The sequence below is a fragment of the Desulfobaccales bacterium genome (assembly GCA_041648175.1).
Taxonomy (GTDB): domain Bacteria; phylum Desulfobacterota; class Desulfobaccia; order Desulfobaccales; family 0-14-0-80-60-11; genus 0-14-0-80-60-11.
This window is the reverse complement of the sequence record JBAZPO010000002.1, coordinates 237,899-254,903: the sequence shown is the minus strand read 5'-3', so window position 1 is coordinate 254,903 and position 17,005 is coordinate 237,899. Positions and strand designations below refer to the sequence as shown.

15 protein-coding genes and 1 riboswitch are annotated in these 17,005 nt (G+C 58.2%); of the genes, 12 read left to right on the top strand and 3 right to left on the bottom strand.

The window, feature by feature from the left end:
• Positions 1 to 171: 171 nt before the first annotated feature.
• From malQ to WC600_03160, 10 genes are all read left to right on the top strand, one after another.
• On the top strand, positions 172 to 2,403 hold the full coding sequence (gene malQ, locus WC600_03205; GenBank protein MFA4901733.1) for a 4-alpha-glucanotransferase: 2,232 nt from the start codon (positions 172 to 174) through the stop codon (positions 2,401 to 2,403).
• A 77-nt stretch (positions 2,404 to 2,480) separates the two neighbouring features.
• On the top strand, positions 2,481 to 3,815 hold the full coding sequence (locus WC600_03200) for an alpha-amylase family glycosyl hydrolase (protein ID MFA4901732.1): 1,335 nt from the start codon (positions 2,481 to 2,483) through the stop codon (positions 3,813 to 3,815).
• Between the two features lie 161 nt (positions 3,816 to 3,976).
• Positions 3,977 to 4,603: a hypothetical protein gene (locus WC600_03195; GenBank protein ID MFA4901731.1), complete on the top strand. Its 627-nt coding sequence runs from the start codon at positions 3,977 to 3,979 to the stop codon at positions 4,601 to 4,603.
• Positions 4,604 to 4,613: 10 nt separating this feature from the next.
• Positions 4,614 to 4,913, top strand: a complete 300-nt coding sequence (locus WC600_03190) for a DUF1330 domain-containing protein (GenBank protein ID MFA4901730.1) — start codon at positions 4,614 to 4,616, stop codon at positions 4,911 to 4,913.
• 84 nt (positions 4,914 to 4,997) lie between these two features.
• Entirely contained in the window at positions 4,998 to 5,894 is an 897-nt protein-coding gene (locus WC600_03185) for a branched-chain amino acid ABC transporter permease (GenBank protein MFA4901729.1), read from the top strand.
• Between the two features lie 263 nt (positions 5,895 to 6,157).
• Positions 6,158 to 7,150: a branched-chain amino acid ABC transporter permease gene (locus WC600_03180; GenBank protein ID MFA4901728.1), complete on the top strand. Its 993-nt coding sequence runs from the start codon at positions 6,158 to 6,160 to the stop codon at positions 7,148 to 7,150.
• Positions 7,151 to 7,160: 10 nt separating this feature from the next.
• Positions 7,161 to 7,919 (top strand): ABC transporter ATP-binding protein, encoded by a 759-nt coding sequence (locus WC600_03175; protein MFA4901727.1) that lies wholly within the window; start codon positions 7,161 to 7,163, stop codon positions 7,917 to 7,919.
• Between the two features lie 381 nt (positions 7,920 to 8,300).
• Positions 8,301 to 9,023 (top strand): ABC transporter ATP-binding protein, encoded by a 723-nt coding sequence (locus tag WC600_03170; protein ID MFA4901726.1) that lies wholly within the window; start codon positions 8,301 to 8,303, stop codon positions 9,021 to 9,023.
• Positions 9,024 to 9,314: 291 nt separating this feature from the next.
• Positions 9,315 to 9,962: a DUF2238 domain-containing protein gene (locus WC600_03165; GenBank protein ID MFA4901725.1), complete on the top strand. Its 648-nt coding sequence runs from the start codon at positions 9,315 to 9,317 to the stop codon at positions 9,960 to 9,962.
• A gap of 104 nt (positions 9,963 to 10,066) precedes the next feature.
• Positions 10,067 to 11,788: a YcaO-like family protein gene (locus WC600_03160; protein MFA4901724.1), complete on the top strand. Its 1,722-nt coding sequence runs from the start codon at positions 10,067 to 10,069 to the stop codon at positions 11,786 to 11,788.
• A 158-nt stretch (positions 11,789 to 11,946) separates the two neighbouring features.
• Here WC600_03160 and WC600_03155 read toward each other — a convergent pair whose 3' ends face one another.
• The 3 genes from WC600_03155 to WC600_03145 all read right to left on the bottom strand — a co-directional run bounded on the left by WC600_03155 (position 11,947) and on the right by WC600_03145 (position 14,223).
• Complete coding sequence (locus WC600_03155) at positions 11,947 to 12,672, bottom strand: hypothetical protein (protein MFA4901723.1); 726 nt, start codon at positions 12,670 to 12,672, stop codon at positions 11,947 to 11,949.
• A 73-nt stretch (positions 12,673 to 12,745) separates the two neighbouring features.
• The gene (locus tag WC600_03150) at positions 12,746 to 13,510 is read right to left on the bottom strand and encodes a hypothetical protein (GenBank protein MFA4901722.1); all 765 of its coding nucleotides are present in this window, start codon (positions 13,508 to 13,510) and stop codon (positions 12,746 to 12,748) included.
• 167 nt (positions 13,511 to 13,677) lie between these two features.
• Positions 13,678 to 14,223, bottom strand: a complete 546-nt coding sequence (locus WC600_03145) for an archaemetzincin family Zn-dependent metalloprotease (protein ID MFA4901721.1) — start codon at positions 14,221 to 14,223, stop codon at positions 13,678 to 13,680.
• Between the two features lie 225 nt (positions 14,224 to 14,448).
• Positions 14,449 to 14,594: riboswitch (cyclic di-AMP (ydaO/yuaA leader) on the top strand.
• Here WC600_03145 and WC600_03140 point away from each other — a divergent pair.
• Entirely contained in the window at positions 14,594 to 14,758 is a 165-nt protein-coding gene (locus tag WC600_03140; GenBank protein ID MFA4901720.1) for a hypothetical protein, read from the top strand. (Overlaps the previous riboswitch by 1 nt.)
• A 147-nt stretch (positions 14,759 to 14,905) precedes the next feature.
• Complete coding sequence (locus WC600_03135; protein MFA4901719.1) at positions 14,906 to 16,750, top strand: amino acid permease; 1,845 nt, start codon at positions 14,906 to 14,908, stop codon at positions 16,748 to 16,750.
• The last annotated feature ends 255 nt before the right edge of the window (positions 16,751 to 17,005 follow it).

Sequence of the window (17,005 nt, the reverse complement as noted above, 5' to 3'; positions counted from 1 at the left end):
TTAAAATAAAAAAACTTTAAGCGGCCATCTCTTTTTCCTCCTATAGCGCTTGCCAAAAGTTCTTTCCTTTTATTCCCCTCTCCCCTTGCGGGAGAGGGTTAGGGTGAGGGGTGAATAAGAAAAAACTTTTTGGCAATGAGTATAATTTTTTTCATCAATAGGATATGCCACGTGGGCGCTGGTCTGATTATGGCCGGTAAGGACATCGCCAAAAAAATTGCGGCCCTGGGCTGCATGTGCGGCATTACCCCCCAGTACTGGGATAATTTTGGCAGCCGTCACCGCACTTCCCAGGCCACCTACCAGGCTCTCTTGACCACCATGGGCGTGCCGTGGGAGGACCCGGAAAGCCTGGATCAGGAAATCGCCCGGCGGCGCTTGGGTCCCTGGGGCTCATTGGTTGAGCCGGTGCAGCTCGTTGCCCCGGCGCCATCGACTTCCGGGGCGATTCTGCGAGTCTGGTCCCCCTCACCTGAGCCCCCGGCCACAGTGGATATTCAGGGAGAACTGGTCAGCGAAACCGGCGAACGCTACCATTGGGAGAAGCGCCTTACCCCTGACGGACCTAACGAGAGTCATAAGGTTCCAGAGGGGTTCAGATTCGCTTTGGATTTGCCCCTCCCAGCCAGCCTGGAATTGGGATACTACGACCTGACCCTGAAGGTGCGAAGCGGCGGCCGGGAAGAAACCGGGTGGACCAGGTTGATCGCGGCGCCCTCTCAGGCTTACGCCCCGGATTGGCTGGATAAAGGCTACCGGTATTGGGGCCTCAATCTGCCGCTCTATGCCTTGCGGAGCCGTGGTAACTGGGGTATGGGGGATTTTGCCGACTTAAGCGCCATCATGCGCTGGGCCGGGGACTTGGGCGCGGCGTTTGTGGGGGTCAACCCCCTTCATGCGGCGAGCATCCAGGATAACGTCGATCCCAGTCCGTATTCTCCCACGAGCCGCGTCTTTCTCAATATCCTCTACCTCAACCTGGAAATGGTGCCCGAGAGTTCAGACTGCCGGAAGGCCCAGGAACTCCTGGCCAGCCCGGAATTTCAAGCCGGCAAAACCCGACTGGCCGAAGCTCCATTGGTGCCCTACAAGGAAATCCGCCGCTTGAAGGGCAAGATACTGAAACTGTTGTATCAGACCTTCTGCCGGATGCACGGCGACCCGGAAAATCCCAAGACGACCCGGGGGCAGGAGTTCGCCGGGTTTTTGGCCGCCAAAGGAGAGCCTCTGGCCAGATTCGGTCGGTTCAGCGCCCTGGCGGAAAAATTCCACGAAGGCGACTGGAGGCGCTGGCCCGAACCATATCAGGACCCCGACAACCATGCTGTGGCCAAGTTCGCCCGGAAACACCCCCAGGAAGTCGGGCTTTCCCAGTACGGACAGTGGCTGGCCGAAACCCAACTTGGCCAGGTGTGCCAGGCCGCCCAGGAGCAGGGGTTGACCTTCACCCTTTACGAAGACCTGGCCCTGGGAGCGGGACCCGGGGGCTTCGACACCTGGGCACATCAAGACCTTTTCGCCCTGGGCGCTGCGATAGGCGCGCCCTCGGACGCCTTCAACCCCAAGGGGCAGAACTGGGGCCTGCCGCCTCTGATCCCGGAACGCCTGCGGGCCTCAGGTTACCAGTTGTTCATCGACACCCTCCAGGCCAACATTCCTCCAGGCGGTATGCTCCGGATGGACCACGCCATGGGATTATTCCGCCTGCTGTGGATTCCCCGGGGCGCCGAAGCAGACCAGGGGGCTTACGTCCGCTACCCGCGACGCGAACTCCTGGCCATCCTGGCCCTGGAAAGTGTGCGCCGGCGCGCCCTGATCATCGGGGAAGATTTGGGCACTGTGCCGCCCCGCATCCGCCGGGACCTGAACAACTGCGGCGTCTTTTCCTACCGCGTCTTTTATTTTGAACGGGACGGGGATCGCCACTTTCTCCCCCCGGAAGCGTACCCGCCCCGGACCATGGCCGCGGTGACCACCCATGACCTGCCCACCCTGGAGGGATTCTGGCAGGGGGGTGACTTGGCACTCAAGCGCAGGCTGAACCTTTACCCCGCTGGCCATCTGGCGGAGGCCGATGCCGCCGCCAGGGAGGAGGACCGTCTTCTCCTGCAGGCGGCCTTGCGGGACCGGGGACTGCTGCCGGAGAATGCGGTGCTGAATTCCAGCACCGTTGACCTGCGAGAGGCCGTGCTCACGTATCTGGCCCAGAGCCAGGCCGCCCTCGTTGAAGTCCGCCTGGAGGATATTTTCGGGGTGATCGAACAGCAAAATCTCCCCGGCACCACCCAAGAGCACCCCAACTGGCGGCTCAAGCTGCCTTTGACCCTGGACCAAATGATTCAAGACCCGGAACCCGCCCGGATCGCGGCCCGCCTGAATGAGGCCCGGGGGCGGGAAAAATAGTTGTAAACGGTCAGTAGTTTGCTCCTGCTTATACTGACCACTGACCACTGATCACTGCATTTACTAAGAGGTGATAGATGCCTGAAACGGCCGAACCAGCTCTACTCTACAATCTCTTTCCGCCCCTGGCCGGGACCATCCCCCAGTGGGAGGAGCACCTGGACCGCATCGCGGGCCTGGGCTTTACCTGGATCTTTCTCAACCCCATCAACACCCCGGGCCTGTCCGGCAGCCTCTATGCCATTAAAGATTATTTTGGCCTTAATCCCCGCTTTTTTCCCGAATCCGGCCAGGACCCGGAAGCGGCCCTGGTACATTTTCTCAAGGCGGCCCAGGGCCGGGGCCTCAAGGTGATGATGGACCTGGTGATCAACCATACCGCCATCGACTCGCCCCTGGTGACGGAGCATCCCGAGTGGTACGCCAAAGACAAAAAAGGCAAGATCAAGCACCCAGGCGCCATCGACCCTGCGGATGCCACTAAGGTCACAGTGTGGGGCGACCTGGCCGAGTTGGAGTACTGGCCGCCTCCCGACCCCGAAGGCTTGCTGCACTTCTTCGACGCCGTCGTGGCCAAATACCTGCGCCTGGGCTTCATGGGGTTTAGGGCCGATGCCGCGTATAAAATCCCCGGCGACTTCTGGGGCCGCCTCATTGGCGAGGCCAAGAACCTGGAACCCCAAGCCCAATTTTTCGCCGAGACCTTGGGGTGCCGTCTGGAAGAGTGCTCCCAGCTCTCTTCCTCGGGGTTCGATTTTCTCTATAACAGCTCCAAGTGGTGGGATTATAAAGAGCCCTGGTGCCTGGAACAGTACAACACCTTCCGTCACCTGGCCCCCTCGGTCAGCTTCCCGGAGTCCCACGACACCGAACGGCTGGCCGCAGAAAGCGGCGGCGCCCCGGAAATAGCCCGGCAACGCTACCTCTTCGCGGCCTACTTCTCTACCGGATTGATGATGCCCATCGGCTATGAATATGGGTTCAAGAAGCGCCTTAATGTGGTTGAAACCTGCCCTCAGGACTGGGAAACCCCCACCTACGACCTGACATCCTTTATTAAGGGGGTGAACCGGATGAAGAAGGCTTGCCCGGTGCTTCTGGAGGAAGGACCTCAGGCCCGGGTCAATCCGGAGGAAGAGCCGGTGGCGCTCCTGCTCAAATCCCGGGAAAGCCGCAAAGGCCGAGTTCTGGCGGTGATCAATGCCACAGCCGAACCTCAGACGGTAGCCATCCCTGACCTGACCAAACTTTTGGGAAAGCCGGTTCGGGCCTGGAAAGACCTGACCCCCGATACCATTCCACTTAAATTGCGTTCTCATTTGGAATTCAACCTGCCGCCGGCCAGGATACGGATCTTTTATAATCCCGAGGGAGCGCCCCTGCCAGAAGTGACCAAAAAGGAAGAAACTTGAGGTTCCTCTCTTGCCCAAGGGGATTCATAGGGTGGGGTGACCCTCCGCTCCGGTGGGGCGGGCCTCCGTGCCCGCCACATGTAGCCATGGCCAAAAGTCCTTTCCTTATTATTCCCTCTCCCCTTGTGGGACAGGGTTAGGGTGAGGGGTAAGTAAAGCCCATGACCCAGACCCTGGCGGGATTGAACGAGCACGGCATTGTGTTGGCCACGGACAGCCGGGCCACCCGGTTCGATACCAATGGGCAGCCGGAGATCTTCACCGTCAACAAGCTCTTCGCGCTTGATGGCCGTTCTGCCATCTTAAGCAGCGGCGCCGGCGTCAGCGTGCCCCTGTCCATGGCTTTACGCCGGCAGATCGCCCGCCATCCCGGCTCCTTGGCGTTTGAGGAGTTGGTGGAGTTCGCCCTGCCCTTCCTTTCCCGAGGTTACGAGCGCCATCTGGATGAGCATGGGCCGGAGGCCGAGGGCTTTCGCCGCATTTACTTTATCCTGGCCGGCTATAGTCCCGACAGCCCCCCGCCTCACTTCGAGATGTTCCTGTTGGGCAGCGAAGATAATGAACTTCCTTTAAAAAACATTCAGATAGGCAACGCGGTGGTCATGCCTCGAAACCTGGGAATGGAGATGCGCCTGTTTAAGGCCCTGAGCCAGGGCGCCGACCTGGAGGATATCCTGCATCTGAGCCGGGACTTTTTGGAAAACATGGCCGCGGTCAAAGACGAGGTGGGGCCGCCCTTCCGCTTCGCCATCATCACCTCCCGGGGCTATCAACCCATAAGGCTGTGAGGTCAATAAGATGCCCGTTTATCTCCTCATTGAAATTAACGTCCTGGACCATGAATTGTACGCCGAATATACGGCGCAGGTTCTCCCCTTGGTGGAACGCTACGGCGGGCGCTACCTGATACGGGGCCGGGAGGTGTTTCCCGTGTCGGGCAACTGGCGTCCCGAAAGGCTGGTCCTGGTGCAATTCGAAACCATGGACCTGGTGCAGGATTTTCTCACCAGCCCCGAGTATCAGGCCCTGATCCCCCTCCGGCAGCGGGCCAGTTCCTCCCGGTCCATCATCGCCGAAGGCTATGAATATGATATATGAGGCTTCCTTGCTGCCCCTGATCTAACCTTAGCTGGGCTTCGGCCTTTTCCCGCCTGAACCGGCTATGTATAGTATAATACCCCCGTGGATCTCATCACCTTCCTCCAGCAACTCATCAACGGCTTGTCCCTGGGCAGTCTCTATGCCCTCATCGCCATCGGCTACACCCTGGTTTACGGCATCCTCAGGCTGATCAATTTTGCCCATGGAGACTTGTTGATGGTGGCGGCCTACCTGGCCGTCATGGGGGTGGGGCTCTTTGCCTGGCCCTGGCCCGTGGCCTTTGCTCTGGCCGTCGGGCTCACCGGCCTCATGGGGGTGCTGTTGGAACGGGGCGCCTACCGGCCACTCCGCCGGGCTCCCCGCATTTCGCTGCTGATTTCCGCCATCGCCGCCTCCTTCCTGCTCGAGAACCTGGCCCTGGTCATTGCCGGGGGCCGGGCCAAACCTTTTCCGGTGCCACCGGTATTCGCCGGGGCTTTTTCTTGGGGCGGCCTGTTTGTCCCTCGCTTGAGCCTCCTTATCCCCCTGGTTACGGCAGGGCTCCTGGCGGTGCTCTTCATCATCATCAACCGGACTGCGGTGGGACGGGCCATGCGGGCTATCGCCCGAGACCTGGAGACAGTCAGCCTCATGGGCATCGACGTCAACCGGATCATCGCCTTTACCTTTCTCATCGGGTCACTCCTGGCGGGGGCCGGGGGACTCCTGTGGGCCATGAAATATCCCCAGGTGAACCCCTTCATGGGAATCCTGCCGGGGTTGAAGGCCTTCATCGCCGCGGTCCTGGGGGGCATCGGCAACGTCACCGGCGCCGTCTTGGGGGGGCTGCTCCTGGGCCTCCTGGAAGTTATGATCGTGGCCTGCTTCCCGGCCTGGGCGGGCTACCGGGACGCAGTGGCCTTTACCCTCCTCATCGTGCTCCTGCTGGTGCGGCCCACCGGGCTCTTGGGAGAGTCTTTGAATGAGGAAAAGCTTTAGAAGCAGTGGTCAGTTGTCAGTGGTTAGTCTTGCATTTTATGAGACCACCTCAAACTATACAAAGAACGGTGGGGCGGGCCTCTGTGCCCGCCATTGGTGGCACAGGCTTTCCAGCCTGTGCTGGTGGGCCGCTCCACCCCACTGTTTGCCCAAGGTTTTTTCTGGCCACTGGCCACTGACCACTGCTTACAAAGGAGTTAGCCATTCGCACGCGGTATCTCAACCTGGGAGCCCTGGTCCTGTTATTCCTCCTCCTGGGAGCCATGAGCCATTGGGCCAACGAGTATCAGGTGCGGCTGTTAAACAACGTCGCCATTTTCATCACGTTGGCGGTGGCTTATAACCTGATCAACGGGGTGTGCGGCCAACTGCACCTGGGGCCCAACGCCTTCATCACCCTGGGAGCGTACACTGCCGCGCTTTTGACCATGACCCCGGCAGAAAAGACCCTGAACTTCCTGGTCATCCCGCTTTACTGGCCACTCAGCCAAATGACCTTGCCGTTTCCCCTGGCTCTCTTGGCCGGGGGGCTCGTGGCCGCCATATTCGGCTTGATCACCGGCTTTCCGGTCTTCCGGGTGCGGGGGGATTACCTGGCCATCGTCACCCTGGGCTTCGGCGAAGTGGTGCGAGCCCTGGCCAACAACCTTCAGGGGCTGACCAACGGCCCCCTGGGTCTCAAAGGGCTCTATCCCTATACCAATCTCTGGTGGGCCTGGGGGGTGGCGGTGGCTGCGGTGGCAGTGGTCGTCGCCCTGGTCAACTCCAGTTACGGCCGGGCCATGCAGGCCATCCGGGAAGATGAGACCGCAGCCAAGGCCTCCGGCATCAACACCTTTCGCCACCTGTTAGGCGCTTATATCCTGAGCGCCTTTTTTTTCGGCGTGGGCGGGGGGCTTTTGGCCCACCTCATCACCACCATCTCCCCGTCGCTCTTTTCCTTCTTCTTCACCTTCAATCTGTTGATTATCATCGTGGTAGGGGGCCTGGGTTCCACTACCGGGGCCATCCTGGCCGCGACTTTTTTTACTCTGGCAGGGGAGTGGCTGCGGGTGGTGGAAGAGCCGGCCACCATCTTGGGGCACACCATCCCCGGCATTCCGGGAATGCGTATGGTCATTCTCTCTTTGGCGCTGCTCCTGGTGATTATCTTCCGCCGCCGTGGCCTGCTGGGCCGTTACGAATTTTCCTGGGCGGGAGTAAGCCGCCTCCTGCGTCGCGCTTCGGGGTCCCCGGCGTCTGACTCCGGGGCCTGAGAGGGTTGCGATGCTTCTCCTCCGGACCGAACATCTGGACATGCGCTTCGGCGGGCTTTCGGCCCTGGAGGATTTGAACCTGGCAGTGCCGGCAGGTGGCCTCTATGGCCTCATCGGGCCCAACGGCGCGGGCAAGACCACGGTCTTCAACCTCATCAGCGGCTTTGTGCGGCCCACCAGCGGCCGCATCCTCTTGGACGGCACCGACGTCACCGGTGAGCCCCCCCACCGCCTCACGGCCTCGGGGATCGCCCGCACCTTTCAAAATATCCGCCTTTTCGCGGAACTGAGCGTCCTGGACAACGTCCTGGCGGGGTATCATTGCAGGAGCAGAGCCGGCTGGATTGAGGCCATCCTGCGTCTGCCCCGTTACCGCCGGGAAGCAAAGGCGCACCGGGCTAAAGGCTTGGGCCTGCTTGAGGAGGTAGGATTGGCGGACGCAGCAAGCCTCCCCGCGGGTACGCTTCCGTACGGCCACCAGCGCAAGCTTGAGATCGCCAGGGCCCTGGCCACGGGGCCCCGAATTCTCTTGTTGGATGAACCCGCCGCCGGTCTCAACCCCGGCGAAACCCAGAAATTGATTGAGTTCATCAGGGAGATCCAGGGGCGCTATAACTTGACCATCATGGTCATCGAACACAACCTGCGACTGGTCATGGGCCTCTGCCAGCATCTCACCGTCCTGGACCACGGCCTGACCATCGCCGCGGGCGCACCTTCAGAGGTTAAGAGAAACCCCCAGGTAATCCGGGCCTATTTGGGAAAGTAGCTGTCAGCTTTCAGCGTTCAGCTATCAGTAAAAGCAAAATGTCGCGTTTCGGTTACGACCAGTCTCCCGTAGGGTGCGTCCTGCGCACCAATAACTTATAGCGATTGCCAAAGGAGGCTCTTGCAAAAAGCCATCTTGTCATCCTGAGTGAAGCGAAGGATCTCGTATTTTCGAGTAGTTATGAGATTCTTCGGTTGCTTCGCTCTCTCAAAATGACCCGCACGGAGATAGGTTCATGAGGCTCTTTTGGCAATGAGTATATATCCGTTATCAGCCTAAATTCTGATTTTGTTTTTTTGCTAATTGCTATCTACTGACAGTTAACTGCTGACTAAGTTTTTTTGCTGACTGCTGACCGATGACTGCTGATTGCTGACCAACATGCTGGAAATCTACGACCTCCAAGTCTCCTACGGGGCTATCACGGCCCTGGACGGGGTAAGTCTGTGCGTGCCTAAGGGGCGCATCGTGACCCTCCTGGGGGCCAACGGCTCGGGAAAGACCAGCACGCTCCGGGCCATCACCGGCCTGGAAACGCCGCGGGCGGGCCGCATTGTCTTTGCCGGGCGGGACATCCAGGGACGTCCCACCCACGAGATCATCCAGGCCGGCATCAGTATGGCGCCGGAAGGCCGCCGCATCTTCACCAATCTCACCGTTTACGAAAACCTGCTCCTGGGAGCCTATTTTAGGCGGGATCAAGAGAACCTGGGCCGGGACCTGGGCCTGCTCTACGACACCTTCCCCCGGTTGGCGGAACGGCGCAACCAGGCCGCGGGCACCCTCTCCGGCGGCGAGCAACAGATGCTGGCCTTAGGACGAGCCTTGATGTCCCGGCCGCAGCTTCTGCTCCTGGACGAACCCTCTCTGGGGCTGGCGCCGTTGTTAGTCAAAGAGGTGTTTCAGATCATTACCCTCCTCAACCAGCAGGGCGTCACCATCCTTCTGGTGGAGCAAAACGCCGCCGCAGCCTTGCAGATTGCCCACCACGGCTACGTCCTGGAAACCGGCCGGGTAGTGCTGGCCGGCTCCGGGGTCGACCTCCTGGCCCACCCTCGGCTCCAGGCAGCCTACTTGGGCGCTGGCCAGGAGACCGGCTCGTAACCCTGCGAAGGCAAGTCCCCCTTTGGTAAAATGGCGATTTTTCAAAGTAATTCCTTATAGTTCCCCCCTTTGGCAAAGCGGGGTTAGGGGGGATTTTCACCCTCGTTCCCAAGCTCCAGCTTGGGAACGCCACTTTCCGCCCAAGCTCTGCTTGGGCACCGCCTGTCCTCAAGTGACCCGCCGTTAACCTGGTGACCCATCTCGGGTTTAGCTTTGCTCTCTCCTAAAAGTCTGATATAGTGACCAAATTTAAGCCAATATGCATCCTCCATTGTGCCCATTTCTGGAGCCATGAAAAATAATCGAGTTTTTTTTACTTTTTTGCTTCTCAGCTTATCGGGGGTCTTCATCTGGTCATTCATCGACCCCCGAAACCGGTTAATCTGGTTTCTGGACGCATCTCCGGCAATTATCGCCCTTATCCTGCTGCTGCTCACTTACCACCGTTTTCCCTGTACCCGTCTGGCTTATGTATTGATTTGGGCTTTTGCCGTCATGGTGTTGATCGGCGCCCATTATACGTATTCGCAAGTGCCTTTGTTCGATTGGCTGCGTGACACCCTTTCTCATAAACGTAACAATTTCGACCGCTTGATCCATTTTACCCAGGGGTTTGTGCCCGCTATCGTGGCCCGGGAAATCTTGCTGCGCAAAACGCCCTTGCTACCCGGGAAGATGCTTTTCTTCCTGGCAGTCTCGGTCTGCCTGGCCGCCAGCGCCTTTGTAGAGGTTATCGAGTGGTGGGCAGCCGTTCTTACCAGTTCGGGACGCGATGCCTTTCTTGGTTTCCAGGGCGACAGGTGGGACACGCAGAAGGACATGTTTCTTTGTTTCCTGGGCTCCATCGTATCTCAACTGCTGCTGGTAAGGATACATAACCGGCAATTACGTCGATTGGCCGATGCGAGCTTGCTCTTAAAAATGCAGACGAAACACTGACATGATTCAATCTTCAGAATGCATCCCTTAATTTTTCTATCCTTCCCTCCGCATTGCATAAATCCCTCAACAAAGTCATAATTTCCGGCAGGAGATTATGACTCATGCTTGAAGCCCTGCGCCTCACCGACGCCCTCAAAGGCTACACTTTCGATCAAGACAAGCTCCTGACCCCGGAGGAAACCGTCCGCCGGGTGCGAGACCGCTTGGCGCATCTGGACCTGAAGCTCCTTCAGGAGACTATGCGTATCGACTCCGGCCGCCTGGACATCCCCGTCTACCTCAGCCTCCTGGACGTAGACGCCCGCCGGGTGGTGCCCACTCACAAGCAGATGGGCAAAGGAGCCACCCCGGTCCAGGCCGAGGCCAGCGCCCTCATGGAATTGGTTGAACGCTTCAGCTTCTTCGCCTATATCGAAGCAGGCCCCCTGGATTTGGGCACCCCCCGTGACCTTAAGGGCCAGGCCCTGCCCTTCTCTTATCTGGCCCGCTCCCTGTTTGACGAAACCCCCGAAGCCGCAACCGCGGCCCGGCTCTATGAAGACTGGCCGCTGTATTTCGTGCCCGCCACCAACCTGACCCGGGACGAAGCGGTCTATCTGCCCATCCACTGGTTTTACCTGATCGAAGAATACAACGGCCCGGCCGCGGGTAACTGCCTGGAAGAAGCCATCCTCCAGGGCTTATGCGAAGTGGTGGAGCGCCACGTGGGTTCGATCATCAGCCACGACCGCGTCCCCACCCCCATCATCGACCCCGATTCGGTCACCGACCCCGCGGCCCGGGAGCTGCTGGAGAAATTTAAGAAAAACGGCATCGTCCTGCACCTGCGGGATTTTTCCATGGACACCGGCATTCCCACGGTGGCGGCTCTGGCCTACGACCCATCCACCTTCCCTGCCGATAGCGAGATCGTCTTTGCCGCGGGCACCACCACCGACCCCACCAAGTCCCTGGTCCGAGCCTTGACCGAGGTGGCCCAACTGGCGGGGGACTTCCATAGCCGCACCAGCTACCGCCCTACCCTGCCCAAATATGAGACCCTTGAGGACGCGGCCTATCTCATGGCCCCCGGCCCGGTGATCCCCCTGGACAGCCTCCCCAACCTCTCCCGGCCCAATCTCAAGGACGAGATTCAACTTTGCCTGACAGCCTTGTCTCGCCTGGGGTTGGAGGTTCTGGTGGTGAACACCACGCACCCCCGCGTTAACCTCCCCACGGTCTATGTGTTGGTCCCCGGTACGCATTTCCTGGATCGCACCCGCAATACCACGGTCATTTTTCACCTGGCCAAGGTCGCGGCCCTGTACGCCCCGCCACTGATGGCCCTGGCGGCCCTGGCCGAGCTTGATGCCGCGTTCCCCCAGCGCTTCGACGTTAACTTCTTTCTCGGCCTGGCCCTGGAAAACCAGGACCGCGCTCACGAGGCCTTGGTCCACTTCCGCCTGGCCATGGAGTTCGACCCGCCGGCCCACGAAATCCCCAGCATTTACGTGCACCTGGGCGCTTGCCAGAAAGATTTGGGGAATTTCCAGGAAGCGGCCCAGGCCTTCACCCAAGCCGTGGCCCTCTCTCCCGATCTGAAAGAGGCCCACCACCTGCTGGGGTTCTGCTGTTTCAAGCTGGAGGACTATCAGCAGGCGGTGGAGTGCTTCGAGAAGGTCATCGACCTGGACCCGGGCTCGGCCATCGACTACGCCAACCTGGGGATCAACTTGCAGCGCCTGGGCCACCCCAAGGAAGCCGCCTATGTGCTCAAACAGGCCCTGGAACTGGACCCCACCCTGGACTTCGCCGCGCAGGCGTTAGCTGATTTGGCAGGATAGGTTTGGGGACGGAGCTAAGAAGCACCTGTAGGGGCGGACCTATGTGTCCGCCCTCTTGCCCTCCATGCAATCTTATTTCCCCAGACGTTCCCGGCATCGCCCACAAAAAAGGCAGGACCTTGAAGGCCCTGCCGTGTGAGAAAGTGGCAAGATTTTGATTACTTGGAAAAGCGCTTCCTCAAGGCCAACAGCCCCAGCAAGCCCGAACCCAGGAGAACAAGCGAGGGAGGCAGCGGCACACTGGTAGCCTTCAGCTGGTACTCAAATAGCATGTTGCCGAACTCATCATAGTCTCGATTTTGGATTTCCCCGATCCCGGCGGCCATCCAGCTCACATGGGTTACTCCATAAGGGACTGCGGTGTAATCCAAAACGAACTCGTCATTGGCCTTGGTGGGGCCTCCGAAATTCTTATCCAGGGCGAATTGCACCAGGACATCATCAAAAGTACCTGCAAGAACCGTAAGGCTGGAGCCGAGTTTCTGAAAATACCACGGAAAATCTGCGTGTTCAGGAAATGGGCTGACGACTACCTCATCCAGTTGCTGAATTGCGTCGATTTTGATTGGCGGACTGTAAACAATGCCTTCATTCTCATAAACATTCACGCCGCTGGCATCCCAATCGTAAATCCGCCAATCCGTGCCATCTCCGAGACGATATTTGCCGGTCAAAGGCCCTGAGCCTACTTGAGTTAAGGCAAGGGTAAAGTCAGGCACTCCAGTGGGTGCTATGTAAGCATAGGTCCAGTAATCCCCCACATTTCCGGCAACGTAATAAGGCAGAATATTAATTTCCGTCGCCGCCGCCTTCTGTCCGCTCGGCCATACCGTCAGGGCAATGGCCACCACTGCCAGGATTACAGTCAGTCTCTTTTTCACCATGCTCTCTCCTAAACTTTTTAGGTTGAAGTCCCGAACAACCTTGCAGAAGAGGTGTCACGTTTTGCCTGTTTAGCTAATGGGGGAAGCGCCTCCTCACGACCAACAGCCCCAGCAATCCTGACCCCAGCATGACCAGGGGCGCGGGTACTGGCACAACACTGGTGGCTTGCAGTTGATACTCAAACAACATTGGACCACCTTCAGAAGGTTCATAGTCCCGATTTTGGATTTCGCCGAACCCGGCGGCATACCACACCACATGGGTTACTTGATACGGGAAGGCTACCGGGTCCAAACCAAACTCGGCATTGGCGTCACTCGGCCCGAAAAGCTTGGTCAAGGTTATGTCTACCAGGACATCATCAAAAGTGCCGGCAAGCACCGTCAGGGAGCCGAGCCTCTGGAAAACATGGGTATGCTCGTCTAAGTCCGGCAAGGGGTCAAACATTACACCGAGTGGCTGCATTGCGGCAATTTTAAGCGGCGGGCTGTAAACGGCACTCTCGGTGGCATAAATATTTATCCCGCTGGCATCCCAATCGACAAAGCTCCAGCGTATATGGGGAGAATCGATAATATCTACAAAATCTCCGATACGATATTTGCCGGCCAGGTCCCCGGAGGTCACCTGAGTTAAGTTCACCGTGAAGTCGGGTGTACTCGGGTAGGCTGGATCGATGTAGATAAAAGAATAGGTCCAGGAATCCCCCACACTACCGGCGACATAATAAGGCAAGATATTGATTTCCGCCGCCGCAGCCTCCTTCTGTCCACCCACCCAGCCCATCAGACATGTAATAGTCACCACCGCCACGATTACAGCCAACCTCTTTTGCATAATTTTCCCTCTTTAAAATATATTTGTTTCCATATTTCCTTACAGGAACATTAAAGCAAAACGGCGTCATTATTTAATTATTAATTAAATTAATACGATATAAACAAACTGAAGTTTAGTTTTGGAACCCTAGCAGATGGGATTATAGATGTCAAGCCCTTTATAACTTATTTAAATGATTTTTTAACATTACTCCGGCATTGGGCGCAAAACCCCGGCCCCTTGCGGTCGGTGTCGGAAAGTGAGTTGGAGAAGAACATGATGCAGGCCGGGTCGGAGCAGTGGTCCAGGCCCCAAAGATGCCCCAGTTCATGGATCGCTTCTTTGAGGGCCCGTTCTTTGAACCGGCCGGGGGCCCGGGGCTGGCCGTAAAATTCCGGGTAGAGGCGGGCCAGGGAAATGATGGCGCAGCGGCGGGAGGGATCGGCCAGGCCGAAGACGAAGTTCAAGCCCGACACGTAAAGGTCCACGCCGGTAACCCCCAAGATCACCTCATCTTCGGGGGTTCGGGCGGCTTCCAGCGCCTGCAGGAACGGCTCGCCCGGATACTGCCTCCGGCCCTCGGCACATGAGGCCGGCAGGGGCAGATTCCCTCCCACCCGCACCACCACGCCCAGTTCCCGGGCCAGGCCCTCCTGAAGAAACCTCAATAGCGGCGGCGGCAGGGACCCCACCGAGACCAGCTTTATCTTAAGGGAAACGCCATGTCCCATAACAACCTATAGCCAAACCAGGGCCACAATCGGCAACCAGAAGTACATGGATCATTCTCCCCATCAGGCGGCGGGGATCGTCCAATCTTGAACTCCCATGAGCCTCGTCCCCCAGCGTCTGTTCAGCTTCGTTTTCTTAAAGTTAACTCACTGCGCTGAGGCGGTCAATTTCCATTGACGTCTCTGAAAAAAAGATTACTATTACCAATGTTGGCCACATCACCATGAGGCTAACCGCCGAGTTCTCCGATACCCCATCGGAGAAGCGGGGGACCCGAGTCTTTGGGGCGAATCCGCATACCTATGCGGTAGGGCAGAGAACCTCCCGCCCGAGCCCGCCAGCTAACCCCGCAGGCAGGAGGAGGATATAATGGACATCTGCATTGATGCGCCCGAGGCGCATCTTTTCGGGCTGAACCAGCGCCCCCAATCGACTTCCCGCCCAAACATCCCGGTCAGTCATCACAGTGACCGCTATTGCTTCACCACCATTGTCCTCGCCCTGCTTCCCAGACCGGAATCCCATTCTCCTTAATCAAGCTCGTTGAACTGCCTGAAGTCTTGGCGACGTGCCGAGTTTTCACCCTTGAACCAGGCGCACCGCACCGCTCAATTCTGAATCCAGAGTTGTCTTAGTAGATTGATGTGACCATGGCGCCGATATGTTACGAGGACTGACGCAGTGAAAACCACGATCCTGACCATACTCAACCTGGGCCTGGTGGCCTTCTTTATCTACCTGCTCCGGAATAAGGAACTCCTGTCCTACCACCACAAGGGACGCTGGTGGCTCACCTGGCTGGCCATCGGGGTCATCACCCTGATGGACGAATTCACCTCCATCTTTTACGTCCCCGCCGAAGCCTTCCGCTTCATCGGCCTGTCCGCCATCGTCTTTATTGCCGTCACCAGCCTGCTGATCAGGATTTTTACCACCCGGCTGACGGAGATCGCCGAGATCCTGGAGCACCATGGCCTCATCGGCGGCGGGGTCTATTCCTTTTCATACCTGGTCCTGGGTCCCATGGTGTCCTTTGTGGCCGTGGCCTCCATCATGGTGGACTATATCCTGACGGCCTGCATCTCCTCGGTGAGCGCCATAGCCAACATGACGTCTTTTTTCCAGCTTTCCGAACCGGTCAAGATGATCCTGGTGCTGGGAATCATCTGGGGGGTGGCCGGCTTGAATATCATGGGGATTCGGGAAAACGCCCGGTTCACTTTCATGATCTTTATCGGCGCCGCCTTCATCATGCTTAACTTGATCGTCTCGGGGATTATCAACCTGGATCAGCGCTCCTTGGGGCAGATTTTTCAGTCGGGAATAATTGCCACCGAGCATTTGCAGACCGGCACCTGGATTGGAAGCTATTCCAAGTTCATCTCCCACATCGCCTTCTGTATCCTGGCCTTCTCCGGGGTGGAATCTGTGCTCCAGACCGCGGGCCTGGCCCGTAACTGGCAAGAAATCCGCCGGGCCTACCTGTTTTTGGGCCTCACAGTGGGGATCATAACTCCCCTGGTGGCCGCCCTGACCTTGTCGGCGCCCATTGACTTCAAAGCTCACGAAGGAGATTTGGTCACTCATTACGCTACCCTGTTAAACGGCGTGGGCTTTGGCGTTATGGTGGCGATCCTGGCCAGTTTCACCCTGAGCATGGCCATCAACACCGCGTTCGTGGCCTCCAGCGAATTGATGGAACGGGTGGCCCACCGCTACGGCTTCCTCTGGCTCATCGCCACCAACCGCAATCAGTCCTTGTATCGCATTCACATTTTGAACGCCGCCTTTTTTTCCTGCATCATTTTCATCACCGCGGGCAGCCAGTCGCTTCTGGCGGATATGTATGCCCTGGGACTTGTGGCCAGCTTCGCCATCAACACGGGGGCCCTCGTCATCTACCGCTATTTCGTGGGCACCAAGGACGTAAAATACCATACCAGTCGCTGGGGAACCCTGGTTTTATGGATTATTCTGGCCAGCTCCTTTGTCTTTTTGGCCTATGAAAAGCACTATGCCACTCTCCTCTGGGGCTCGGTTACGACCCTGATGCTGGTGGCGGGGTTCCTGGTGGCCAGAAAGCGGGCTCCGGAGCTGAAACAAATCGCCCAGGCGGACACCGAAATGGACATGATCTTGCGGTTGGCCGAGTCCGATTCCCCGGATATCCATCTCTATTTTAGGCGCTCCGAAGAGTCGGACTACGCGGCGATCAAGGACAATGAGGCCTATATCACCTTCTTCAGCCCCCGGGCCGGCATCCCCCCCAAAACGGCCGCCAACCACTACCGTTTCCCCCTTACTAAGATCAGCCTTTATCACCGCATGTTGAGCCTTTTGAAGGTGGTGGAATATGAACTGGCGGATCGTCAGGTAGTAATCCACTTCGGCTGGCCCCTGTCCTCCTGGTGGGACCGCCTGGCCATGGGGGTCATGGTCTTCAACCTGATGCGCCTGCCCCGCTTGTTCCCCCAGTTCGAGTTCGACATCCGTTATTTTAGGCGGCCCAAGGAATTAGCGGCCTGAGCCGCTGGTAGCACAGGCTTGAAAGCAGTGCCTAACCGCAGCCAAACCCTGCGGTTACCTACTGCCCGGCATTTTTACGCCCTCGTTCCCAAGTTGTACTTGGGAACGCCGCTTTTCGCCTAAGCTCTGCTTGGGCACCTCCGTAGGGGCGGGCCTGCATGTCCGCCCTCTACCGGTGCGCCCCTCCCACCACATTCCTTATATCTTCCTCCCTTTGATGGAACGGTCAGGGGGAGGGGGAAGCAATCTCTTTTT